This window comes from Klebsiella sp. PL-2018 (assembly GCF_019048985.1).
GTDB lineage: Bacteria > Pseudomonadota > Gammaproteobacteria > Enterobacterales > Enterobacteriaceae > Klebsiella > Klebsiella michiganensis.
This window is the reverse complement of sequence record NZ_CP077673.1, coordinates 4,892,843-4,917,062: the sequence shown is the minus strand read 5'-3', so window position 1 is coordinate 4,917,062 and position 24,220 is coordinate 4,892,843. Positions and strand designations below refer to the sequence as shown.

Below are 24,220 nucleotides of genomic sequence, written 5' to 3'. Positions count from 1 at the left end.
GTTGTGCTCCGTATGCGCAATGAAATGGGATATTGCGAATACGGTGAGCTTTTTCATCGTCCCTGTCGCCAGCAAAAAATAGCCATCGATGCGTCGTTTTTTGCCGCATGAAATGTTTTATTTTGTGATGTATTTCAAAGATATGAACAGGAGAAGGTGGGTCATACAGGCCGGACGGCGCCGGCCTGCTTGCGGGGGTTAATCTTGTCTCAACACCTTGTGGCCGTAATCGATCAGCGCATCGGTCACCCGGCGCATCATGCGGCTTTCCGGGGCAAAACGGTGCCAGTAGAGCATCCGGCGCTGGAACAGGCCCGGCGTGAGGTTAATCAGTTCGCCGCTGTTCAGCTCTCTCTCAATTTGCAGATGCGGGATCATACAGCAGGTTGTTCCCTGACGGGCCAGCTGCACAAAGGCTTCCGAGGAGTTCACGATATGGCAGGGCACGCTGCCCGGCGGCAAATCGAAGTTCTGCTGCAAAAAGGCCTGGTGCATATCATCGAGATGATCGAATGCCACCACCGGCGCTTTCAGCAGCGCCGAGCGGGTCACCCCGTAGGGGAAATAGCGCTGGGCAAACTCCTTCGAGGCGACGAACAGGTAGTCGAGGGCGCCGAGCTGATCGACCAGGCATCTGGGCAGCGCCTGCGGCTGAATACTGACCGCGCCGACCACTTCGCCGCGGCGCAGGCGTTCCTGGGTCCGGGTCTCATCTTCCACCTGCAGGTTCAGCCGAATAGGGGAGTCGGAAAGCACGCTGGAGAGCGCGGGCAGCAGCCAGGTGGCCAGGCTGTCGGCGTTGACCGCCAGCGATAGCAGCAGCGGCGTGGAGCCGGTTTGTTCATCGCCCAGCCACTCCTCTTCCAGCAGTTCGACCTGACGCAGCAGGGCCAGCAGCTTTTGCCCCTGTTCGGTGGGACGCGGCGGTACGGTTCGCACCAGCAGCGGTTGTCCAAACATGTTTTCCAGCTGTTTGATGCGCTGAGAGACGGCGGACTGCGTAATACAAAGCTTCTGCGCGGCGCGCTCAAACCCTCGTTCCCTGATTACCGCGTCCAGCGCCTGTAGTGTTCTGTAGTCCGGTCGTTTCATTGCTCTGGCGTGCCCCCTAATACTTTTCGTTAACTCGCACTATGACATAAATTTGTTTTTGATGAAGATGAAAAATTGGCGACCGCGTTGTGTGATCGCCGTCGCAGGGACAATGACCCCCCTGATGTTCTATAATGCGCCTCAGGAATTCACATCTCGGACCATAATCATGACGCAAGATGAACTGAAAAAAGCGGTAGGCTGGGCGGCACTGCAGTATGTACAACCGGGCACTATCGTTGGGGTCGGTACGGGCTCGACGGCGGCGCACTTTATCGATGCGCTGGGTACCATGAAAGGGCAAATAGAAGGGGCGGTTTCCAGCTCTGATGCCTCTACTGAAAAACTGAAAAGCCTCGGTATCACGGTTTTTGATCTGAACAGCGTTGATCGTCTTGGTATTTACGTGGACGGCGCAGATGAAATCAACGGCCATATGCAGATGATCAAGGGCGGTGGCGCAGCGCTGACGCGTGAGAAAATTATCGCTTCGGTCGCCGACAAATTTATCTGTATCGCCGATGCTTCCAAGCAGGTGGATATTCTGGGTAAATTCCCGCTGCCGGTGGAGGTGATCCCGATGGCGCGTAGCGCCGTGGCGCGTCAGCTGGTTAAGCTGGGCGGCCGTCCGGAGTATCGTCAGGGCGTCGTGACCGATAACGGCAACGTGATCCTCGATGTGTTTGGTCTGGAAATTCTGGACGCTATTGCGCTGGAAAATACCATTAACGGTATTCCGGGCGTCGTGACCGTTGGCCTGTTTGCGAATCGCGGTGCGGACGTTGCGCTGATTGGCACCGCTGATGGTGTAAAAACTATCACTAAATAGTCTGATCCGAGGGAGCGAATCGCTCCCTCGCAAATATTTTTTCTCCAGGCCTATTTTGGTGACTTCTGTCACATTTATGCGCCTTGTCTTAGTAACAATCTACCTTTCTTTTACTTTCTGGTGTTTTGTCCTGCTATTTCCCGCTGATTGATATTTCTTCAGGTTGCCGACGCAAACGTTCATATTGCCGCAATAGTTTTTTTTGATATGTTGCTGAGAAGAACTTTCGTTCCGCACGACATCAGTTAAGACAAAAACAGGACGGGGAAATGGCTAAGGTATCACTGGAAAAAGACAAGATTAAATTTCTGCTGGTTGAAGGTGTGCACCAAAAAGCGGTGGACAGCCTTCGCGCAGCGGGCTACACCAATATCGAATTTCATAAAGGCGCGCTGGATAGCGAAGAGCTGAAAGCGTCCATCCGTGATGCCCATTTCATCGGCCTGCGTTCCCGTACTCATCTGACTGAAGAGATCTTCGCGGCGGCGGAGAAGCTGGTCGCGGTTGGCTGCTTCTGTATCGGTACCAATCAGGTTGATTTAAACGCGGCGGCGAAACGCGGTATCCCGGTGTTTAACGCCCCGTTCTCCAATACCCGTTCCGTTGCTGAACTGGTGATCGGCGAACTGCTGCTTATGCTCCGCGGCGTACCGGCGGCAAATGCCAAAGCGCACCGCGGCGTATGGAACAAGCTGGCGGTCGGCAGCTTTGAAGCGCGCGGCAAAAAGCTGGGTATTATCGGCTATGGTCATATCGGCACGCAGCTGGGTATTCTGGCCGAATCGCTGGGGATGCATGTCTATTTCTACGATATTGAAAGCAAGCTGCCGTTAGGTAACGCGACTCAGGTCCAGCATCTTTCTGATTTGTTGAACATGAGCGATGTGGTGAGCCTGCACGTGCCGGAAAACGCCTCTACGAAGAACATGATTGGCGCGGAAGAGCTGGCGCTGATGAAACCCGGCGCGCTGCTGATCAACGCCTCTCGCGGCACCGTGGTGGATATCCCGGCGCTGTGCGATGCGCTGGCGAGCAAGCACCTGGCGGGCGCGGCGATCGACGTCTTCCCGACCGAGCCGGCGACCAACAGCGATCCGTTCAACTCTCCGCTCTGTGAGTTCGACAACGTTATCCTGACCCCGCACATTGGCGGCTCAACTCAGGAAGCGCAGGAAAACATCGGTCTGGAAGTGGCGGGCAAGCTGGCGAAATACTCCGATAACGGTTCTACGCTCTCGGCGGTTAACTTCCCGGAAGTGTCGCTGCCGCTGCACGGCGGGCGCCGTCTGCTGCATATCCATGAAAACCGTCCGGGCGTTCTGACCGCGATTAACCAGATTTTCGCCGCGCAGGGCATTAACATCGCGGCGCAGTATCTGCAAACCACTCCGCAAATGGGCTACGTGGTCATTGATATCGAAGCCGAAGAAGATGTCGCCCAGAGCGCGCTGCAGGCGATGAAGGCTATTCCTGGTACCATCCGCGCCCGTCTGCTGTTCTAACTCCTTTTATGCCAGCGGGCAGGTCATCGACCTGCCCCTTTTCTCCTGATAGACCCTTCTGCAATTTCCCGTCGCCACCCAAACGCTTTGCGAAGCTTGCCGCAAACGGCGATTAAAACCGTCGGATGTCGTTGTGCCTGAAAGAAAGGGATTTACGATAAAGACTCAGCGTGGGGCTGAAACGGGAAAGCCCCTACCGAGGCAGGGGCTCTAAAAGGAAAGGGACGATGATGAGACTCTTCATCATGCTGCTTATCCTGTTAATCATCGCCTGGCCAGCATATTAACAGAGAGAATGCAGGAGGGAGGTTCGCCTCCCTCACCCTTTACCCAGGAATTTAGGTGAAAAAAACAGCAATGTCAATTGTTCGGGCGTTTTACCAGAGCCAGGTTTTTGACGGCGTGATGACCGCTGGCAGCGGGATATCCCACTGCTCCGTCGGCAGCGCGTCAACCTGCTGGCAATCATGCGCGTAGCCGACCGGCTGCAGGCGATGCTGCCGCCAGTTTTGCAGCGTCCGGTCGTAAAATCCGCCGCCCATACCCAGGCGCTGTCCGGCGGCATCAAACGCGACCAGCGGCGTTACCAGTACATCCAGCTGGCTAAGCGGGAGGACATCGCGCACGTCGAGCTTCGGTTCGCGGATGTTCAGACGATTCACCACCAGATCGCTGCTTGGGTGGTAGTGCAGAAACAGAAGATTGCCGGGGCTGAACGGATGAAGCACGGGGAGATAGACCCGTTTGCCTGCCCGCCAGAGCTGATCAATCAGCGGCCGCGTATCCAGCTCGCCATCAAACGAAAGAAATACCGCGACCGTCTGCGCGAGCAGAACCGGCGGATACGCCATCATTCTGTCCGCCGCATGGAGGGCGAACTGGGTTTGCTGCTCCGGTGTTAACGCGCGTCGGCGCTGGCGGATCTGCTGACGAATTTGCTGCCTGGTAAAGGGGATATCTGACAATAGGGTCATACCTGAGTCTCATCGGTGAGCAAACGATACCAACAGGCGTAGTCTAATACACGACGGCAAAAGCCGAAAATTAACTTAGGGGGGGGATGAAACGAAAAAGAAGGGAATCTCCGAGATGCCGCCGCAGGCTGTAACCCTTGAACCCTTGGTTCAAGGTGAATGTGTCGTCACAGTTTTAAGGCTTCTCGGACGGGCCGAGCATGCTCACCAACCGTGGAGCGCCACATTCTTGTGGTATGAAATATCGGCTCAGGGGACTGGCCCGCTTGCAAACATCTCAGAGAAATTTTGTTCTTGCGATTACTCTAACACAGTTAAATGCAAAGTGTTATTCAAACTTCTGCCCGGGTCTTTCGCTTATGCGACCTTGCTCAAGCAATGCTTGTTCGATGGTCTGCTGAAGCATCCGAATACGCTGCTCCATGCTGGCGGCGTAGTCGCGGGTTTTCGCTTTTTCCTGAGTCAACTCATAGCTGATGTTCAACGCGGCGATGAAGACCAGCTGCTCAGTATTTGTGACTCTAGTGCGTTCTTTTAAATCTTGCAACCGCTGATTCAGGTCGTCAGCTGCCTGGTTTAAGGCATCCCTTTGTTCAGGCGGGCAATTCACTCGTAGTGAACGGCCAAAAATTTGGAGATCTACGGGTTGTGCAGACATGCCACCTTCCTGCTGATTGACTGCGCGGCCTTCACGCCCTGGGAGGGTCTGCGAAGGGGCGACACTATAGCTACCCTGGTTTTAAGATACAAGCCCTATTCTGGTTCACCAGGGTCCAAAGTGGTAGCATATCATGAATATTCCTCCCAACGATGACGAATGCGCATGTCTATACAGAACGAAATGCCTGGCTACAACGCTGTAGACCAGTTACTGAACCAACAAGGGGTAGGATTAACCCCTGCCGAAATGCACGGTTTGATTAGCGGGATCCTGTGCGGCGGCAACAAAGACAGCAGCTGGCAGCCGTTGGTGCACGATCTGACTAACGAAGGCCTGGCTTTTGGTCACGAGCTGGCGCAGGCGCTGCGTAACATGCATTCCGCCACCAGCGATTCGCTGGAGGATGACGGTTTCTTATTCCAGCTCTACCTGCCGGATGGCGACGAGGTGAGCGTGTTCGATCGCGCCGATGCGCTCGCGGGTTGGGTGAACCATTTTCTGCTTGGGCTGGGCGTGACGCAGCCTAAGCTGGATAAAGTCAAAGACGAAACGGGTGAAGCCATCGACGATCTGCGCAATATTGCTCAGCTCGGGTATGACGAAGACGAGGATCAGGAAGAGCTCGAAATGTCTCTGGAGGAGATTATCGAATACGTACGCGTTGCTGCGCTGCTGTGCCACGACACCTTCTCTCTTCAGAAACCCACTGCGCCGGAAGTTCAAAAGCCGACGCTACACTAATCATTCATTAAATCGTTCAGGGGGCGTCATGACTCAGCAGGAATTTCTCTCTCGTCGCCAGGCTCTACTGGCGCAGATGCAGCCGGGCAGCGCAGCGCTCATTTTCGCCGCGCCGGAAGCGGTACGCAGCGCAGATTCAGAATATCCCTACCGGCAGAGCAGCGATTTTTGGTACTTCACCGGCTTTAATGAGCCAGAAGCGCTGTTGGTATTGATTAAAAGCGATGAGACGCACAACCACAGCGTGTTGTTTAACCGCGTGCGCGATCTGACCGCTGAAATCTGGTTTGGCCGCCGCCTCGGGCAGGAAGCTGCCCCCGCGAAGCTGGCCGTCGATCGCGCGCTGGCATTTAGTGAAATCAATCAGCAGCTGTTCCAGCTCCTTAACGGCCTCGACGCTATCTACTTTGCGCAGGGCGAATATGCCTACGCCGACGACATCGTGTTTAACGCGCTGGAAAAACTGCGCAAAGGCGTACGGCAGAATCTGCAGGCGCCAGGCTCGGTCATTGACTGGCGGCCGATGGTGCATGAGATGCGCCTGTTTAAATCGGCAGAAGAGCTGGAGGTCATGCGCCGCGCAGGGGAGATCTCCGCGCTGGCCCACACCCGCGCTATGGAAAAATGCCGTCCCGGGATGTTCGAATATCATCTGGAAGGCGAGATCCTTCACGAATTCAACCGTCACGGCGCGCGCTTTCCTTCTTATAACACCATCGTGGGCGGCGGCGAAAATGGCTGCATCCTGCACTACACCGAAAATGAGTGCGAGCTGCGCGACGGCGATCTGGTGCTGATTGACGCAGGCTGCGAATACCGCGGCTACGCGGGCGATATCACCCGCACCTTCCCGGTTAACGGCAAATTTAGCCCGGCCCAGCGCGAGATTTACGATATCGTCCTTGAATCTCTGGAAACCTCGCTGAAGCTCTATCGCCCGGGTACCTCAATTAAAGAGGTTAACCAGCAGGTGGTGCGGATTATGATTACCGGCCTCGTGCGTCTGGGGATCCTGAAAGGTGAAATTGATGAGCTGATTGCTAATAACGCCCATCGTCCTTTCTTTATGCATGGCCTGAGCCACTGGCTGGGGCTCGACGTGCATGATGTCGGCAGCTATGACGTTGACCGCTCGCGTATTCTTGAGCCGGGAATGGTGCTGACCGTTGAACCGGGGCTGTATATTGCGACGGATGCCGACGTGCCGGCCCAGTACCGCGGCATCGGCATTCGTATTGAAGACGACATCGTCATTACCGAAGACGGTAATGAGAACCTCACCGCCGGCGTAGTGAAAAAAGCGGACGATATCGAGGCGCTGATGGCGGCGGCGCGCCAGCTATGAGCGTCCTGATCGTCGGCGGAGGAATGACCGGCGCGACGCTGGCGCTAGCGATATCTCGCCTGACCGGCGGTATGCTGCCGGTGCATCTGGTTGAAGCATCAGCGCCGGATTCCGCGCAGCATCCGGGCTTTGACGCCCGCGCCATCGCTCTGGCTGCCGGCACCTGCCAGCAGCTGGCTCGCGTGGATATCTGGCAAGAGATAGCCGACTGCGCCACGGCCATTCAGCGCGTTCACGTCAGCGATCGCGGCCACGCGGGGTTTGTGACGCTCGAGGCTGAGGAGTATGGGCTGGCGGCGCTGGGCCAGGTGGTTGAGCTGCACGATGTCGGCCAGCGCCTGTTTGCGCAGCTGCGCAAGGCGCCGGGCGTGACGCTGCACTGCCCGGCAAAGGTGGAAAATGTCAGCCGCAGCGAAGAGAGCGTAAGCCTGGTTCTGGACAACGGCGAAACCCTCAGCGGTAAACTGCTGGTCGCCGCCGACGGCTCGCGCTCGACGCTGGGGGCCCGCTGTGGTATCAGCTGGCAGCAGGAACCCTATGAACAGCTGGCGATTATCGCCAACGTCAGTACCGCGCAGCCGCATAGCGGGCGCGCGTTTGAACGCTTTACCCCACACGGCCCGCTGGCGATGCTGCCCATGTCGCAGGGCCGCTGCTCGCTGGTGTGGTGTCATCCGCAGTCGCGGCATGAAGAGGTGCTGAGCTGGTCGGACGAACGCTTTCGTCATGAGCTTCAGCAGGCATTCGGCTGGCGTCTTGGCCGGATCGTCCATGTCGGAAAGCGCAGCGTGTATCCGCTCTCGCTCACCCGAGCCAGCCGCACGGTTGCGCATCGTCTGGCGCTGGTCGGCAACGCGGCGCAAACGCTGCATCCTATTGCCGGACAGGGATTTAACCTCGGTCTGCGCGACGTCATGAGCCTGGCGGAAATGCTGGCGCAGGCGCAGGCAGAAGGAGAGGATCCGGGCGGCTATCCGCTTCTGAGCCGCTATCAGACCCGACGCGCCGCAGATAAAGCCGCCACCGTCGGCGTGACCGATGGGCTGGTGCATCTGTTCGCCAATCGCTGGGCGCCGCTGGTGGTGGGGCGCAACGTCGGTCTGATGGCGATGGAATTATTTACCCCGGCGCGCGATGCGCTGGCGCAGCGTACCCTCGGTTGGGTTCCCCGTTAAGGAGTGAAACGTGCAAAGTGTTGATGTCGCTATTGTTGGCGGTGGAATGGTGGGGCTGGCGGTTGCCTGCGGTTTGCAGGGCAGCGGGCTGCGCGTTGCGGTGCTGGAACAGGCCGCGCCTCAGCCGTTAAGCGCGGATGCGCCGCCGGCGCTGCGGGTGTCGGCGGTTAACGCCGCCAGCGAGAAGCTGCTGAGCAAACTGGGCGTCTGGCAGGATATTATCGCCCAGCGCGCCAGCTGCTACCACGGTATGGAAGTGTGGGATAAAGACAGTTTTGGCCGCATCAGCTTTGATGACCAGAGCATGGGCTTTAGCCACCTTGGGCATATTATTGAAAACGCCGTGATTCACCACGCCCTGTGGCAAAAAGCGCAGCGCTGCGCGGACGTCACTCTGCTGGCCCCGGCGCAGCTGCAGCAGGTTGCGTGGGGGGAGAACGAGGCCTTTCTTAGCCTGCAGGACGGCACGATGTTAACCGCCCGGCTGGTGGTTGGCGCCGATGGGGCCAATTCATGGTTGCGCAATAAAGCCGATATCCCGCTCACCTACTGGGATTATCACCATCATGCGCTGGTTGCCACTATTCGCACCGAAGAACCGCACCAAGCGGTGGCGCGTCAGGCGTTCCACGGCGAAGGGATTCTGGCATTTCTGCCGCTGAGCGATCCGCACCTCTGCTCGATTGTCTGGTCGCTCTCTCCCGAAGAGGCTGAGCGGATGCGGCAGGCGGACGATGCCGCTTTTAACCAGGCGCTGAATATTGCCTTCGATAACCGCCTCGGCTTATGCGCCGTGGAGAGCGAGCGCCAGGTCTTCCCGCTCACCGGCCGCTATGCGCGTCAGTTTGCCGCCCATCGTCTGGCGCTGGTCGGCGATGCCGCCCATACCATTCATCCGCTGGCGGGGCAGGGCGTTAATCTTGGCTTTATGGATGCCGCCGAGCTGATCGACGAACTGAAGCGCCTGCACGCGCAGGGCAAGGATATCGGCCAGCATCTGTATCTGCGTCGCTATGAACGCAGCCGTAAACATAGCGCTGCGCTGATGCTGGCGGGGATGCAGGGCTTTCGTGACATGTTCTCCGGCCACAATCCGGCGAAGAAGCTGCTGCGCGATATCGGTCTTAAGCTGGCGGATACATTGCCCGGCGTGAAGCCGCAGCTTATCCGTCAAGCGATGGGGCTCAACGACCTGCCCGCCTGGTTACGTTAAGTACGTCACACTTCTCTCACCCGGCCGCCGCGCCGGGTTATCTCCTCTCATTTGAAATAATCTAATTTCACCTCGTTTTTCGCATTAGTTTTATTAATGTTACCTTTTTTTTGTTATAGAAATTAGGCCCGTCATTTCGCAGAAAATATCATCATGCGCTGCTTTTTTAATTAATGGGTTTGGTTTTGTGCGGGTTGAATCGCTTTATTGCAGATAAAAACTCTGTAGGCTCTGCGGCTGATTTTGGTCATAAGCTAATGTGATGTCCTGACCAGGCTTATGGTTTAGTGCGGATATCGGTGGTAAGTTCAGGCCAAAGAGAACGTTTGCGTCGGCGTCCTTTAGCGATGCTGGCGGCGTTTTTCGCGGCGCAAAAAACGCCAAAAATCGTGGCTGGTTCCGTTTTATTCGATGAGGAAAAGATGGCTCAACAGACTCCGTTGTTTGAACAACACACGCTATGCGGCGCGCGCATGGTGGATTTCCATGGCTGGATGATGCCGCTGCATTACGGATCCCAGATCGATGAGCATCATGCGGTGCGCGGTGATGCCGGAATGTTCGATGTGTCGCACATGACCATCGTCGATTTTCACGGCAGCCGAATCCGCGAGTTCCTGCGCTATCTGCTGGCTAACGACGTTGCGAAGCTCACCGTGCCGGGTAAAGCGCTCTATAGCGGCATGCTGACCGCCTCCGGCGGCGTCATTGATGACCTGATTGTTTATTTCCTTTCTGAAGACTATTTCCGCCTCGTTGTTAACTCCGCCACCCGTGAAAAAGACCTCGCCTGGATCACCCAGCAGTCTGAATCCTATGGTCTTGAGATAACCGTGCGTGACGATCTATCCCTGATCGCCGTACAGGGTCCAAAGGCGAAAGAGAAAGCGGCGACGCTGTTTACCGACGCGCAGCGCCAGGCCGTGGAAGGCATGAAGCCGTTCTTTGGCGTGCAGGCGGGCGATCTGTTTATTGCGACTACCGGCTATACCGGTGAAGCGGGTTATGAAATCGCGCTGCCGAACGAGCAGGCGGTGGATTTCTGGCGCGGCCTGCTGGACGCGGGCGTTAAGCCGTGCGGCCTTGGCGCGCGCGATACGCTGCGCCTGGAAGCGGGCATGAATCTTTATGGCCAGGAGATGGACGAAGGCGTCTCTCCGCTGGCGGCTAACATGGGCTGGACCATTGCCTGGGAACCGGCTGACCGTGATTTTATCGGGCGTGAAGCGCTGGAACTCCAGCGTGAAAAAGGCACCGAACAGCTGGTCGGCCTGGTGATGACCGAGAAAGGCGTTCTGCGCGGCGGCCTGCCGGTGCGCTTCAGCGATGCCGATGGCAATCAGAAAGAAGGCATTATCACCAGCGGCACCTTCTCCCCGACGCTGGGCTACAGTATTGCCTTAGCGCGCGTACCGGAAGGCATCGGTGAAACCGCCGTGGTGCAGATTCGCAATCGCGAAATGCCGGTCAAAGTGACCAAACCCGTTTTTGTACGCAACGGCAAAGCCGTGGCGTGATTTCCCATTTGGAGATGAATTGATGAGCAACGTACCAGCAGAACTGAAATACAGCAAAGAACACGAATGGCTGCGTAAAGAAGCGGACGGCACCTATACCGTCGGTATCACCGAGCACGCGCAGGAGCTGCTTGGCGATATGGTTTTCGTTGACCTGCCGGAAGTGGGCGCCGCCGTAGAAGCGGGCGCCGACTGCGCGGTTGCCGAATCCGTCAAAGCCGCTTCCGATATCTACGCGCCGATTAGCGGCGAAATTGTTGCCGTCAATGAAGAGCTGAACGACTCCCCTGAGCTGGTCAACAGCGAGCCGTACGCCGGCGGCTGGATCTTTAAAATCAAAGCCAGCGATGAAGCTCAGGTTGCCGCGCTGCTGGATGCGACCGCATATGAAGCTCTGTTAGAAGACGAATAAATACGCTTCATCCTTCACGTTGCAGGGGCGTTGGCTTCCTGCAACGCGAATGATTTGCGTCTTCTGGCCCGGTTAGCGTCAGTGCTCGCCGGGCAACCCCGTCAGACAATCACGATTCACCGCACGTTCAGGAACCATCGCTCATGACCCAGACTTTAGGCCAGCTTGAAAACCGTGACGCCTTTATTGAACGTCACATCGGCCCGGATGCCCGGCAGCAGCAGGAGATGCTGAAAACCGTTGGCGCCGATTCGCTTAACGCCCTGATTGGCCAGATTGTGCCGCAGGATATCCAGCTGGCAACGCCGCCGCAGGTGGGCGAAGCAACCACGGAATTCGCCGCGCTGGCGGAACTGAAGGCGATCGCCGGTCGTAACAAGCGCTTCAAGTCGTACATTGGCATGGGCTACACCGCCGTGCAGCTGCCGCCGGTGATTCAGCGCAACATGCTGGAAAATCCGGGCTGGTATACCGCCTATACGCCTTATCAGCCGGAGGTTTCCCAGGGTCGCCTGGAATCACTGCTGAATTTCCAGCAGGTGACCCTCGACCTGACCGGGCTCGATATTGCCTCGGCCTCGCTGCTGGACGAAGCCACCGCCGCTGCGGAAGCGATGGCAATGGCCAAACGCGTAAGCAAACTGAAAAACGCCAACCGTTTCTTCGTCGCCGCCGACGTTCATCCGCAGACGCTGGACGTGGTGCGCACCCGCGCGGAAACCTTTGGTTTCGATGTGATTGTCGATGATGCGGAAAAAGCGCTCGACCATCAGGACGTCTTTGGCGTGCTGCTGCAGCAGGTAGGTACCACCGGCGAGGTTCACGATTACAGCAAACTGATAGCTGACCTGAAAGCGCGCAAAGTGATTGTCAGCGTCGCGGCCGATTTTATGGCCCTGGTTCTGCTGACTGCCCCGGGCAAGCAGGGCGCGGACATTGTGTTTGGCTCCGCCCAGCGCTTCGGCGTACCGATGGGCTACGGCGGCCCGCACGCGGCGTTTTTTGCCGCAAAAGATGAATTCAAACGCTCCATGCCGGGCCGTATTATCGGCGTATCGAAAGATGCGGCGGGTAATACCGCGCTGCGCATGGCGATGCAGACGCGCGAGCAGCATATTCGCCGCGAGAAAGCGAACTCCAATATCTGTACCTCCCAGGTGCTGCTGGCCAATATTGCCAGCCTGTACGCCGTATTCCACGGCCCGGCTGGGCTGAAGCGTATCGCCAGCCGTATTCATCGCCTGACCGATATTCTCGCCGATGGCCTGCAGAAAAAAGGCCTTAAGCTCCGCCATGCGCACTACTTCGATACCCTGTGCGTGGACGTCGCCGATAAAGCCGCTGTGCTGGCGCGGGCGGAAGCGCTGCAGATCAACCTGCGCAGCGATATTCATCACGCCGTCGGGATCACGCTCGATGAAGCCACCACGCGCGAAGACGTCCTGAACCTGTTCCGCGCCATCGTGGGCGACGATCACGGCCTGGATATCGACACGCTGGATAAAGACGTGGCCCTGGACAGCCGTTCGATCCCGGCCAGCATGCTGCGTGACGATGCGATCCTCACTCATCCGGTGTTCAACCGCTACCACAGCGAAACCGAGATGATGCGCTATATGCACGCGCTGGAGCGTAAGGATCTGGCGCTGAACCAGGCGATGATCCCGCTGGGCTCCTGCACCATGAAGCTGAATGCTGCCGCGGAGATGATCCCGATCACCTGGCCGGAATTCGCCGAACTACATCCGTTCTGCCCGGTTGATCAGGCTGAAGGCTATCATCAGATGATTGCCCAGCTCTCCGACTGGCTGGTTAAGCTGACCGGCTATGATGCGGTCTGCATGCAGCCGAACTCCGGCGCGCAGGGCGAATACGCGGGCCTGCTGGCGATTCGCCATTACCACGAGAGCCGCAACGAAGGGCATCGCGATATCTGCCTGATCCCAAGCTCTGCGCACGGCACCAACCCGGCTTCCGCGCAGATGGCGGGAATGCAGGTGGTGGTGGTCGCCTGTGATAAAAATGGCAACATCGATCTGGCGGATCTGCGGGCGAAAGCCGAGCAGCATGCGGCGAACCTCTCCTGCATCATGGTGACCTATCCGTCCACCCACGGCGTTTATGAAGAGACTATTCGCGAAGTGTGCGAAGTGGTGCATCAGTTTGGCGGCCAGGTTTACCTTGACGGCGCGAACATGAACGCCCAGGTCGGCATTACCTCTCCGGGCTTTATCGGCGCGGACGTCTCGCACCTCAACCTGCATAAAACCTTCTGCATTCCGCACGGCGGCGGCGGCCCGGGTATGGGGCCGATCGGCGTGAAATCGCATCTGGCGCCGTTTGTGCCGGGCCACAGCGTGGTGCAAATTGAAGGCATGCTGACCCGCCAGGGCGCGGTTTCCGCCGCGCCGTTCGGCAGCGCCTCCATTCTGCCGATCAGCTGGATGTATATCCGTATGATGGGTGCAGAGGGGCTGAAACAGGCGAGCCAGATGGCGATTCTGAACGCCAACTACATCGCTACCCGGCTGAAAGACGCGTTCCCGGTGCTGTATACCGGCCGCGACGGTCGCGTGGCGCACGAATGTATTCTGGATATTCGTCCGCTGAAAGAAGAGACCGGCATCAGCGAGCTGGATATTGCCAAGCGACTGATTGATTTTGGTTTCCACGCTCCGACCATGTCCTTCCCGGTTGCCGGCACGCTGATGGTGGAACCGACCGAATCGGAAAGCAAAGTGGAGCTGGACCGCTTTATCGATGCGATGCTGGCGATTCGCGGCGAGATCGACCGCGTGAAAGGCGGTGAATGGCCGCTGGAGGATAACCCGCTGGTGAACGCGCCGCATACTCAGGGTGAACTGGTGAGCGAGTGGAACCATCCGTACACCCGTGAACTGGCGGTCTTCCCGGCGGGGCTGAACAACAAGTACTGGCCGACCGTTAAGCGTCTGGACGATGTTTACGGCGACCGTAATCTGTTCTGCTCCTGCGTGCCGATGAGCGAATACCAGTAATCTGCTGATTAGACTATCTTTTAAAGGCGCTGCGGCGCCTTTATTTTTTGGGAGAATGGCATGACGATAGCTTTGGTGACGGGCGGCAGCCGGGGAATAGGTAAAGCGACGGCGCTGCTGCTGGCGCAGGAAGGCTATACCGTGGCGGTGAATTACCATCAAAATAGCGCTGCCGCGACCGGCGTGGTGAACGAAATTATCGCCAGCGGCGGCAAAGCCGTTGCGCTACGGGCGGACGTCAGCGATGAAGCGCAGGTGATGGCGATGTTTACCGCTATCGATCGCCTCGGCGAACCGCTCGCCGCGCTGGTCAATAACGCCGGCATTTTATTTACCCAGGGGACGATTGAAAGCCTTTGCGCGGAGCGGATTAACCGGGTGCTGGCCACCAACGTGACCGGTTACTTCCTCTGCTGCCGGGAGGCGGTAAAGCGGATGTCGCACAAGCACGGCGGTAAGGGCGGGGCGATTGTGAATGTGTCGTCCGCGGCATCGCGCCTCGGGGCGCCGGGGGAGTATGTGGATTATGCCGCGTCAAAGGGCGCGGTTGATACTCTGACCACCGGCCTGTCGCTGGAGGTGGCGGCGCAGGGGATTCGGGTTAACGGCGTGCGCCCCGGCTTAATTTATACCGACATGCACGCCAGCGGCGGTGAACCGGGGCGCGTGGATCGCGTGAAGTCGATGTTGCCCATGCGGCGCGGCGGGCAGCCGGAGGAGGTGGCTCAGGCTATCGTCTGGCTGCTGAGTGAGAAGGCTTCCTACGTGACCGGCAGCTTTCTGGAGCTGGCGGGCGGGAGATAATCGGCAACTCGTTTTCCGGGGGGCGGCTAACGCCTTGCCCGGGATACAACATCTGTTTACCTCACCCCATCCCTGGCCCTGCTAAGCGCAGCGCAAGCAGGGAAATGCGCTACGACGCCAGCCACAGCCGCAGGCGCATCCCCCAGCCGCTGGTCCAGCCGGTGGTGACTGACTTCACCTCGCCGCGCGAGATAACGATAAGGGTCGGCGTGACCTGCACCTCCCACCGTTGGGATAGCTGACCGCTGGCGTCATTGATCGTCGGCAGCGCCATTTTTTTATGCGCCAGCCATCGCGCCAGAGCGGCGTTGTCGCCGGAGCGTAGCGCTACCGTCATCACATTGCCGCCATCGTTGGCTAAAGCGGCCACCGACGGGGTGGTATAGCGGCAAACGCCGCACCAGGTGGCCCAGACGTACAGCAGCAAAGGGCGCTCGTGGCTCATTGCCGCCAGATCGACCGTTCGGCCATCAAGCGTTTGCAGCGGCATGCTGGAGAAATTCTGCGGCAGCGCGGGCCTGCGCAGGTAATCCACCGCCAGGCTGACGGCGGCGACAATCAGCAGCCATATCAGGATCTGTCTGAAGACGTTTAGCATCATTTTTCTACATTGTGATGCGCCGGAAAGGCCGGCAGCGTGCGGCGTTGATTCACGAAGTCAGCGTCAGCGACTCAACGATTGATGTGGTTTATCTTATCGGCTGAGCGTGGGTTAGCAATGCTAAAGCTGTAAAGAAGTGTCTGTTTTGTGGGAAGTTTTTCCCCCTTCCGGCTGGAAAGGGGCAAGATGATTACAGTTTCTCGCCGTTGCTGGCGATAACCTCTTTGTACCAGTTAAAGCTCTTCTTGCGCGAGCGGGACATATCGCCGGTACCATCGTCATGTTTGTTGACGTAGATAAAGCCGTAGCGCTTGCTGTATTGACCGGTCGTGAAGGAGACGCAGTCGATGCAGCCCCACGGGGTATAGCCCATTAGCTCAACGCCGTCGTAAGTCACCGCTTTGATCATCTCTTCGACGTGAGCGCGCAGATAGTCGATGCGATAGTCGTCGTTGATGCTGCCGTCTTCTTCGACTTTATCGTACGCGCCGAAGCCGTTTTCGACGATAAACAGCGGCTTCTGGTAGCGCTCATACAGTTCACACAGCGCATAGCGCAGGCCGACCGGGTCAATCTGCCAGCCCCAGTCGGAGGCTTTGACGTGCGGGTTGGGCACGCTGCCTTCAAAGCCGGAGATCGCGTCGCCGGTGCCGCCTTCCGCTTTCACCGCGTTGGTCATGTAGTAGCTGAAGCCGAGATACGCGCAGGTGCCTTCGCGTAGGATTTGCGCATCGCCGTCCTCCATGTTGATATTGAAGCCGCGGCGTTCCCATTCGTTCAGGACGTAGCTCGGGTAGTAGCCGCGCAGCTGGACGTCGGTAAAGACGTAGCGTTCACGCATTGATTCCTGGGCAAACATCACGTCTTCCGGCTTGCAGGAGAACGGATAGAGGGCGACCATTGCCAGCATGCAGCCCACCTGCATCTCCGGATTGATTTGACGCGCTGCCTTCACCGCCAGCGCGCTGGCGACAAACTGATGGTGCAGCACCTGGTACATGGTCTCTTCCGGGTTTTCATGCTCGGTATAGACCACGCCGGAGCAGCAGTAGCCAAACAGCGGCGCGCGCCAGTTACGCTGGTTGTTGATCTCGTTAAAGGTCATCCAGTATTTCACTTTGTGCTTATAGCGCTCGAAGACCACTTCGGCGAAGCGCACAAAGAAATCGACCACTTTGCGGTTGGTCCAGCCGCCGTACTGCTGAACCAGATGCAGCGGCATCTCAAAGTGGGAGAGGGTAATAACCGGTTCGATGTTGTACTTCAGCAGTTCATCGAACATGTCATCGTAGAATTTCAGCCCTTCTTCATTCGGCTGGCTTTCGTCGCCCAGCGGGAAGATGCGCGTCCAGGCGATAGAGGTGCGGAAGCACTTGAAGCCCATCTCGGCGAACAGCTTGATGTCTTCTTTGTAGCGGCCGTGGAAATCGATGGCTTCATGGTTCGGATAGTACTTGCCCGGCTCTACCTGCTGGGTTATCTCGCGCGGCACGCCGTGCGCGCCGCCGGTAAGCACGTCGCAGATGCTCGGGCCTTTGCCGTCTTTATTCCAGCCGCCTTCAACCTGGTGCGCGGCGACGGCGCCACCCCATAAAAAGTCTTTTGGTAAAGGAATTTTCTTCATCTTTGCTCATCTCGTCTTAATGACTTGTTGGCTGCGAGTCTAACAAAGGGAATATAAATGTCACGATATAACAATTTGCCCGGAATGGAATTTGTTACATCGAAAAAACACCCTGTTATTTTCAGGCGAGTTTGCGCGCTAATTTACGCCCAAGCGTTTCCAGAATATAAATGACCGGGATCTGGGTGGTAATGTCATAGACGCCGCCGATGCGCGTTTGCGGAACGTGCCAGGAGAGATTAAAGTCGGCAAGCTTTGCCAGCCGCGAGTGCTCGTGGCTGGTGATGGACATCACTTTACAGCGATGCAGGCTGAACTGGCTGGCGAAGCGCAGGATCTCTTCGGTTTCGCCGGAGACCGACAGCACGATGGCCAGCGCATTACGCGCCATATCATTGGTCACCGGGAAATAAGGGTCGTCGATATGGTTACTGAATTTCCCGACGTTAGAAAAGAAACGCGCGCCATATTTTGCCAGCGCGCCGGAGGTGCCAGCACCAACAAAAATAATACGTTCTGAAGACAGAATAATATCGACCGCCTGCTCGAGCAGCTGGTCAAATTCATCGTTATTAACGCTTTTAAAAAAGCTCATTATTTCGCTGGCGCCGATATTTGCCTGTTGAGGCTCATTCTGCTCCAGATATAATTTAAAGCGTACGCGAAACTCCGAGTAGCCTTCGCACTGCAGCTTGCGGCAGAAGCGCAAAACGGTAGTCGTGGAGACTCCGGCCGCTTCCGCCAGCTCGCGGATGGTCATGTACATCACTTTGTCGCGATTTTTAATGACGTAGTGATAGACCATCATCTCAAGATTATTGAGACTGGCGATAGCGGCGTGGGAGAAGATACTCACAGTGGCAAACTCACAATTCATAATGACCAGGACGGAATGATATCATGCAGCCAAATGACATAACCTTTTTTCAGCGTTTTCAGGACGACATCCTCGCCGGACGCAAAACCATTACCATCCGCGATGCGGCTGAATCGCACTTTAAAACGGGCGATGTGCTGCGCGTTGGCCGCTATGAAGATGACGGCTATTTTTGCACCATTCGCGTGGTGGCCACCTCAACGGTGACGCTGGATACGCTGAGTGAACTGCACGCGCAGCAGGAGAATATGACCCTGGCGCAGCTGCGTGAGGTGATTGCGGAGATCTATCCTGAAGAAAAGCAGTTTTATGTTATTGAATTCGAAAAGCTTTAAATAAACAGTGAACGTCTGTTAGTTGAAATATTTATGTAACCTATTGATTTTATACTGTTCATAAATATTCATCTTTTTATTTTAGCGAACAGGTGTTCACTGGAATCATTCTCAGTTAACCTAAGTGTGCATTGAAAGCGTACTTGTTTTCGGAGTCAAATATGGTTCGCAAATCGTTAATCACACAGGGATATTCTCTGGCAGAGGAAATTGCCAACAGCGTCAGTCACGGGATTGGGCTGGTGTTCGGTATCGTCGGTCTGGTGCTGTTGCTGGTGCAGGCGGTGGACAGCAACGCCGGCGCCACGGCCATTACCAGCTACAGCCTGTACGGCGGCAGCATGATTTTGCTGTTCCTCGCCTCGACCCTCTATCACGCGATTCCGCATCAGCGGGCTAAGCTGTGGCTGAAAAAATTCGACCACTGCGCCATCTATTTGCTGATTGCCGGGACCTACACGCCGTTTCTGCTGGTGGGGCTAAATTCGCCGCTATCGCGTGGGCTGATGATCGTCATCTGGAGCCTGGCGCTGCTGGGGATCCTGTTTAAGCTGACCATTGCGCATCGTTTTAAGATCCTCTCTTTAGTGACCTACCTGACCATGGGCTGGCTGTCGCTGATCGTCGTTTATCAACTGGCGATTAAGCTGGCGGTGGGCGGCGTGACGCTGCTTGCCGTGGGTGGCGTGGTCTATTCGCTGGGGGTTATTTTCTACGTCTGCAAACGTATTCCGTACAACCACGCTATCTGGCACGGTTTTGTCCTGGGCGGCAGCGTGTGCCACTTCCTGGCCATTTATTTGTACGTCGGGCAGGTTTAAATTTCGCGAAATCTCCCGGCTCGCGCTACGCTTAGCCGGGCTACAGGTTCACCGTCGTCTGAGGGCTGGTAGCCCGGACATGGCGCGCCAGCGCCGCCTCCGGGACATTCTTCGTTGGTGATGGCCTGCCTGCCTGGGCTACGGCCTGGTGTTTTTTATTCAGACCACGGCTTTCACGATATCCATTAATCTGCGGATATCTTCTGGCCGGGTATTGCCGGTTTGCGGGTCGATTATCGAGCTGTAAACATGGGGCATCACGCGAGGTACGCCTGCTTCCAGACAGCTTTGCAAAATAATGCCAAAGTTATCGAGATCGATTCCGCCGGTTGGTTCGATTAACGTCATCCCGTTACGGGCTGCCGTGGTCGCCAGCATATACAGCTCCGGTAACGACTTTTCGCCGCCCATGGGGAAAAACTTCGCCGCATGGGCCCCCATGTCCTGCATCATGCGTACCGCCGCATCGCAGGAGACGCGTGCCGGCGTGCCCTGACAGCTGCTGACGCCGGTGGAGATCAGAACCTCGCCAGGGGTTCCCGTCGGGCTGACCAGCGCGTTAATGCAGGTCTGCTGCCCACCCGTAGCCGCCAGCGCCCCTGCGGCAAACCCGCAGCCGGTAAAGGTCTGATTAACGTGCGCCGGGTGAAGCGCTGACGCGATCATCGCCGCTTTGTAATACTGCGCAGGATCGCCGGCGCCCAGGCCTACGGAGATGGAGGGTATCTCCGCCATCCAGCGTTTTACCTCCTGAACACCTTCTTCCACGGAGGCAAACTGTGCCGAGAGGACGCCAATCGCCGCATGGCCTTCGGCGGCATCATAAATGTCCCGGGCGTTGGCGATATCTTTCGCCAGCACGTTAATCGCGACGCGTTGACGGTAAAAATTAATTTGCTGCATGGTCTGCAATCTCCTTTAGGCGCGCCACGATCAGGCTCATTTCACCCTCGGCTACCGTTCGTGGATCCAGGCTAAAAACCCCCTGATGGAGGTTATAGCGCCGGGCGTAAATGGCGATATCGCCGTTGCGCAGCTGTGCTTCGACTTCGCGGACATCCAGGCCCAGCTCCTGGGCATTCACCTGAATGCGGATACGCCAGATAGCGCGTCCGGCTTCATCCTGCTCAATATCGGCTTGTAAGCCGTTTATCGCTGAGATCGCTTTCGCGACGGGCAGGAGTTCCTCGGCTGTGACCCCCTTCTGCCCCTGATGATAGTGTTCCAGCGCATAAACCAGACCGACCATATTCTCCTTGCCGATTTTCATCGCCCGGGCAATACCGTGATGCTGCGCCTTACACGCCGCTATCCACTGTTTTTTCCCGGTGATGAATCCGGAGGTGGGCGCGTTAAACGCTTTTGCCCCGCTATAGATAACCATGTCCGCTCCGCTCGCCGCCCAGACGCGTAAATCCTCCTCGGCGGCGGCATCGACAATCAGCGGCAGGTTGTGAGTCTGTGCGACCTGCACGAAATCCTCGATACTCAACATCCCTTTTTGCACGCAGTGGTGTGATTTCACATACAGCAGGGCGGCGGTGCTGGTAGAGATCGCGCTCTCCAGCTGCCAGCGCGCCGCCAGATTGCTTGAACCGACCTCCACAACGCGCCCACCGCCTAAGCGAATCGCGCTGGTGATGGGCGCGCCGTAATCGACGTTATGACCGCGGAGCATGACGATTTCGTTGGCCATACCGCGACTGTCCGGCATCTGCATCACTCGCGCCTGGTCGCCATGGGTAATCGCGGCGGCCACGGCGATGGCGATTCCCGCCGAGGCGCAGGAGGTGATATAGCTGTCCTCCGCGCCGGTAAAGCGGGAGACCCGCTCGCCGGTTCGGTCTACCAGCCTGTCGATTTCCACAAAGGCCGATGCCGCCCGCGCCGTTGCCTGCATCACCTCCGGCGCCACGCTGGAAACGCCCAGAATCGTCATTTTGCCGCAGGCGTTAATCACCTGTTTTAACCCCAGCTGTTGATAGATATTCTGCGTCATGGTTTACAGCACTCCCAGCAGCGAACAGACCACGCTGAGCGCGACAATTGACAGCAGAATGGTGGTGTAGCGCGGCCCTTTCTTCACCAGATAGAAGTAGATGGCAAACACCGCCGCCAGCGGCAACAGGCCGGGCGCGATAGAGTCGAGGATTTGCTGGACCACCACCTCCGAGCCCTTCAGCGCGCTGAGCTTTAAGGGGGTCGTTATTTTGACGTAGCTTGCGGAGAGCGCGCCCATCATTATCAGGCCCAGCACGTTCGCGCCGTAGATAAGCTCCTTAATTCGCCCTCCCTGGAGCAGACCGATGATTGAGTCGCGTCCCAGCGTATAGCCTTTGTGCACCATGCCGTAGCTGATCGCCAGCGTAATGGCCGGATAGAGAATTAAGGGCACAATGCCGCCCATCGCGCTGCCGCTGGCGGCGAACGGGATGAAAATCGCAATCAGCAACGGCATGACGGCCGCCCAGATGATGGAGTCCCCCATTCCGGCCAGCGGCCCCATCAGCCCGGTTTTAATCCCGGTGATAGACGCGTCGCTAATCGGTTCACCGCGGGTTTTCTGCTCCTCCATCGCAATCGAGATCCCCTGAATCACCGCGCCAAAGGTCTGCTCAGAGTTGAAGAAGTTCAGATGGCGTTTTAGCGCCTCCACCTGCTCTTCTTTTTGCGGGTAGAGTTTTTTGATAATCGGCGTCATTGAGGCGCAGAAAATCAGGCTTTGTAAACGCTCATAGGAGCTGGAAACTTCCGCGCCCAGCCAGTAAATAAACCAGGCTTTGGTGATGTCCGCTTTGGTCAGCGTGCCGTTCTCCCGCGCGCGCTCCACCAGTTCATGCTGCATTACATCGCTGCTCATCATGCTGCTCCTTCATTTTTCGCCAGGCCTTTAATCAGGAAGGCCACGCAGGTACCAAAGATTGCCATCGCCATAATGTCCACCTTCAGGTACAGCACCGCAAAGAATCCGCCGATGAACCACGGCAGCAGGCTCTTCTTACCGATCACCATGATGGTGATGGCAAAGCCCAGCGCCGGCAGAATTCCGCCCATAATTTCAAAGGAGTGGGTCAACCAGTGCGGCATCAGCTTAAGGAAGCTCTCTACCACGTCCTGGCCAAAATAGTTGGCAGCAAACACCACCGGGAAACGCAGCACCAGGCCGAGCAACGCCGGGTAGAGGAACGCGCAGCGCATAATACCGCCCATGTTGGCCGTTTCCGCGTGTTTATCCGCCATATGCACCCACGCGGCGTTCAGCGTGCGTCTGAGCTGGTCAAGGAAAACGCCGATCACGCCAAACGGGATGGCCAGCGCGATGGCCAGGTTCGGGTCCATCCCGGCTTTTACGGCGATAGGAATCGAGATACAGGCCGCCAGCGCCGGATCTGACGGCACGTTACCCCCGGGCGTTGAGGTCACGCCGAGGTAAACCAGCTGCATACCTGCGCCAATAATCATCGCCGTTTCCATATTGCCCAACAGCAGGCCGACAAAAACGGCGATTACAACAGGTTGTAACAGCATGGCGGAGAAGGTGTAGCCAAGGCGTAAGCGGGCAAACCAGTAATACAACCCCATCAGGCTTGCAAAGACTAAAGTATCCATAGTTTTTTCCTGTACACTTCATCTTTCAGGCTGCCTCTTTGTTGACTGCCTTCGCTCACCCCAGTCACTTACTTAAGTAAGCTCCAGGGGATTCACTCAGTTGCCGCCTCGATGCATCCAGAATGATTTTGTGTATGTTAAATGGTTAGAATTTTTTCAGGATATCGTCCAGCGACTGCGGCTTATCTTCCGGGATAGTCTGGAAGACCGCCTTAATCCCTCGACTTTTCAGGTCGTGAAGAATGCCAACGTCTTTTTCATCCAACGTGATGTTCTGGAAAACGACCTTGCGGTTCGGCCCGCCGCCTAAGCCACCAACCTGAATGGCGGAAACATCAAACCCGAGCTGTACGGCTTCCTGAATCGCCGCGAGAGAGGGGAACAGCACCAGCACGCTGCCGTCGCCAAGCTGGTTTTCTTTCCATGATGCGGCAAAGCTCTGATTGCTGTAGCAATCCACTTTGATGTTTGGCGGTGCCGCCATCAGATAGATATTTTTCATAAACGGATCGGCGTCCAGCTCATCACTCACTACCGCAATCCGGTTGGCCTGGGATTGTCCGACCCACTTCGTCACCACTTGTCCATGAATGAGGCGGCTGTCGATGCGACATAACACGATGTTAGCCATGATATTTTTTCCTTATTGTGATTGTTGTAATTGCCGAACGTGGGCGACAACGTCCAGACAGCTGCTGCGCGCGGCTTCCACTAATTCAGCTACGCAGGCGGATAGCGGCCCCTGTTCCCGCTTGTCCAGGGCCTCCAGCAGCAGCGAGGCATTCAGTCCGGAAATCACCGCCACCGGATAATCGGCGCTTAGCCGCGCGGCCACGTTAGAGGTGGTCCCGCCAATAAAATCGGTCAGAATAAGCGAGCCTTCGGGCAGGGTTTTCACGACGGCTTCTACGCGCTGATAAAACTCGCCCAAGGTATCGACGGGCATCAGGGCGATTTCCGTTACGCCTTTAATTTCGCCCGTCACCATGCACAGGCTGTTGCAGAGCTGTTGTCCCCAGCCGCCATGGGTCAGCAGCAGGATCTGGGACAAAGGTTCAGTGGTAATCAAAA

24 protein-coding genes and 1 other RNA gene are annotated in these 24,220 nt (G+C 57.0%); 12 read left to right on the top strand and 13 right to left on the bottom strand.

Annotated elements, in window-relative coordinates; all coding sequences use genetic code 11:
• Window positions 1-198: 198 nt before the first annotated feature.
• Window positions 199-1,092, bottom strand: a complete 894-nt coding sequence (gene argP, locus MKleb_RS23090; protein ID WP_217076208.1) for a DNA-binding transcriptional regulator ArgP — start codon at window positions 1,090-1,092, stop codon at window positions 199-201.
• A gap of 169 nt (window positions 1,093-1,261) precedes the next feature.
• Here argP and rpiA point away from each other — a divergent pair, with 169 nt between their 5' ends.
• Together rpiA and serA are read left to right on the top strand one after the other, a co-directional pair.
• Window positions 1,262-1,921, top strand: coding sequence for a ribose-5-phosphate isomerase RpiA (rpiA, locus tag MKleb_RS23085; RefSeq protein ID WP_004125006.1), 660 nt, complete (start codon window positions 1,262-1,264; stop codon window positions 1,919-1,921).
• Between the two features lie 269 nt (window positions 1,922-2,190).
• Complete coding sequence (gene serA, locus MKleb_RS23080) at window positions 2,191-3,423, top strand: phosphoglycerate dehydrogenase (RefSeq protein WP_004115297.1); 1,233 nt, start codon at window positions 2,191-2,193, stop codon at window positions 3,421-3,423.
• 377 nt (window positions 3,424-3,800) lie between these two features.
• Here the strand turns inward: serA and MKleb_RS23075 are convergent, their stop codons facing one another.
• From MKleb_RS23075 to zapA, 3 genes are all read right to left on the bottom strand, one after another.
• Window positions 3,801-4,397, bottom strand: a complete 597-nt coding sequence (locus tag MKleb_RS23075) for a 5-formyltetrahydrofolate cyclo-ligase (protein ID WP_014226809.1) — start codon at window positions 4,395-4,397, stop codon at window positions 3,801-3,803.
• Between the two features lie 103 nt (window positions 4,398-4,500).
• A non-coding RNA gene (gene ssrS / locus MKleb_RS23070) (6S RNA) lies at window positions 4,501-4,684 on the bottom strand.
• A 41-nt stretch (window positions 4,685-4,725) separates the two neighbouring features.
• Entirely contained in the window at window positions 4,726-5,055 is a 330-nt protein-coding gene (gene zapA / locus MKleb_RS23065; RefSeq protein ID WP_004105598.1) for a cell division protein ZapA, read from the bottom strand.
• 165 nt (window positions 5,056-5,220) lie between these two features.
• On the opposite strand from zapA, the gene MKleb_RS23060 reads away from it, so the two are divergent.
• From MKleb_RS23060 to MKleb_RS23025, 8 genes are all read left to right on the top strand, one after another.
• On the top strand, window positions 5,221-5,799 hold the full coding sequence (locus MKleb_RS23060) for a YecA/YgfB family protein (RefSeq protein WP_004133578.1): 579 nt from the start codon (window positions 5,221-5,223) through the stop codon (window positions 5,797-5,799).
• Window positions 5,800-5,827: 28 nt separating this feature from the next.
• Complete coding sequence (gene pepP, locus MKleb_RS23055) at window positions 5,828-7,144, top strand: Xaa-Pro aminopeptidase (RefSeq protein ID WP_217076206.1); 1,317 nt, start codon at window positions 5,828-5,830, stop codon at window positions 7,142-7,144.
• The gene (gene ubiH / locus MKleb_RS23050; protein ID WP_025105962.1) at window positions 7,141-8,319 is read left to right on the top strand and encodes a 2-octaprenyl-6-methoxyphenyl hydroxylase; all 1,179 of its coding nucleotides are present in this window, start codon (window positions 7,141-7,143) and stop codon (window positions 8,317-8,319) included. Before pepP ends, ubiH begins: the two co-directional genes overlap by 4 nt.
• A 10-nt stretch (window positions 8,320-8,329) precedes the next feature.
• Window positions 8,330-9,532: an FAD-dependent 2-octaprenylphenol hydroxylase gene (gene ubiI, locus MKleb_RS23045; RefSeq protein WP_025105963.1), complete on the top strand. Its 1,203-nt coding sequence runs from the start codon at window positions 8,330-8,332 to the stop codon at window positions 9,530-9,532.
• A gap of 422 nt (window positions 9,533-9,954) precedes the next feature.
• Window positions 9,955-11,049, top strand: a complete 1,095-nt coding sequence (gene gcvT, locus MKleb_RS23040; protein WP_025105964.1) for a glycine cleavage system aminomethyltransferase GcvT — start codon at window positions 9,955-9,957, stop codon at window positions 11,047-11,049.
• Between the two features lie 22 nt (window positions 11,050-11,071).
• A complete protein-coding gene (gene gcvH / locus MKleb_RS23035) occupies window positions 11,072-11,461 on the top strand; it encodes a glycine cleavage system protein GcvH (RefSeq protein ID WP_004854088.1) in 390 nt (129 codons plus the stop codon).
• Window positions 11,462-11,604: 143 nt separating this feature from the next.
• Complete coding sequence (gene gcvP / locus MKleb_RS23030; RefSeq protein ID WP_014226805.1) at window positions 11,605-14,478, top strand: aminomethyl-transferring glycine dehydrogenase; 2,874 nt, start codon at window positions 11,605-11,607, stop codon at window positions 14,476-14,478.
• 60 nt (window positions 14,479-14,538) lie between these two features.
• On the top strand, window positions 14,539-15,282 hold the full coding sequence (locus MKleb_RS23025) for an SDR family oxidoreductase (RefSeq protein WP_025105965.1): 744 nt from the start codon (window positions 14,539-14,541) through the stop codon (window positions 15,280-15,282).
• 109 nt (window positions 15,283-15,391) lie between these two features.
• Here MKleb_RS23025 and MKleb_RS23020 read toward each other — a convergent pair whose 3' ends face one another.
• The 3 genes from MKleb_RS23020 to MKleb_RS23010 form a co-directional block, all read right to left on the bottom strand.
• On the bottom strand, window positions 15,392-15,883 hold the full coding sequence (locus MKleb_RS23020) for a protein disulfide oxidoreductase (RefSeq protein ID WP_004854083.1): 492 nt from the start codon (window positions 15,881-15,883) through the stop codon (window positions 15,392-15,394).
• 190 nt (window positions 15,884-16,073) lie between these two features.
• Window positions 16,074-17,507: a 6-phospho-beta-glucosidase BglA gene (bglA, locus tag MKleb_RS23015; RefSeq protein ID WP_025105966.1), complete on the bottom strand. Its 1,434-nt coding sequence runs from the start codon at window positions 17,505-17,507 to the stop codon at window positions 16,074-16,076.
• Window positions 17,508-17,628: 121 nt separating this feature from the next.
• Window positions 17,629-18,357, bottom strand: a complete 729-nt coding sequence (locus MKleb_RS23010; RefSeq protein WP_025105967.1) for a MurR/RpiR family transcriptional regulator — start codon at window positions 18,355-18,357, stop codon at window positions 17,629-17,631.
• 50 nt (window positions 18,358-18,407) lie between these two features.
• Here MKleb_RS23010 and yqfB point away from each other — a divergent pair, with 50 nt between their 5' ends.
• Entirely contained in the window at window positions 18,408-18,719 is a 312-nt protein-coding gene (yqfB, locus tag MKleb_RS23005) for a N(4)-acetylcytidine aminohydrolase (RefSeq protein WP_025105968.1), read from the top strand.
• Window positions 18,720-18,880: 161 nt separating this feature from the next.
• A complete protein-coding gene (gene trhA, locus MKleb_RS23000) occupies window positions 18,881-19,540 on the top strand; it encodes a PAQR family membrane homeostasis protein TrhA (protein ID WP_014839509.1) in 660 nt (219 codons plus the stop codon).
• Window positions 19,541-19,699: 159 nt separating this feature from the next.
• Here the strand turns inward: trhA and dagF are convergent, their stop codons facing one another.
• The 6 genes from dagF to MKleb_RS22970 form a co-directional block, all read right to left on the bottom strand.
• A complete protein-coding gene (dagF, locus tag MKleb_RS22995) occupies window positions 19,700-20,443 on the bottom strand; it encodes a 2-dehydro-3-deoxy-phosphogluconate aldolase (RefSeq protein WP_014226798.1) in 744 nt (247 codons plus the stop codon).
• Entirely contained in the window at window positions 20,430-21,539 is a 1,110-nt protein-coding gene (gene dgaE, locus MKleb_RS22990; RefSeq protein ID WP_025105969.1) for a D-glucosaminate-6-phosphate ammonia lyase, read from the bottom strand. The genes dagF and dgaE overlap by 14 nt, the downstream gene beginning before the upstream one ends.
• A gap of 3 nt (window positions 21,540-21,542) precedes the next feature.
• Window positions 21,543-22,403: a PTS system mannose/fructose/sorbose family transporter subunit IID gene (locus MKleb_RS22985; protein ID WP_014839507.1), complete on the bottom strand. Its 861-nt coding sequence runs from the start codon at window positions 22,401-22,403 to the stop codon at window positions 21,543-21,545.
• Complete coding sequence (locus MKleb_RS22980) at window positions 22,400-23,149, bottom strand: PTS mannose/fructose/sorbose/N-acetylgalactosamine transporter subunit IIC (RefSeq protein WP_004124968.1); 750 nt, start codon at window positions 23,147-23,149, stop codon at window positions 22,400-22,402. Before MKleb_RS22980 ends, MKleb_RS22985 begins: the two co-directional genes overlap by 4 nt.
• 145 nt (window positions 23,150-23,294) lie before the next feature.
• Entirely contained in the window at window positions 23,295-23,780 is a 486-nt protein-coding gene (locus tag MKleb_RS22975; protein WP_004854068.1) for a PTS sugar transporter subunit IIB, read from the bottom strand.
• A 12-nt stretch (window positions 23,781-23,792) separates the two neighbouring features.
• On the bottom strand, window positions 23,793-24,218 hold the full coding sequence (locus MKleb_RS22970; RefSeq protein WP_004854067.1) for a PTS sugar transporter subunit IIA: 426 nt from the start codon (window positions 24,216-24,218) through the stop codon (window positions 23,793-23,795).
• Window positions 24,219-24,220 lie beyond the last annotated feature (2 nt).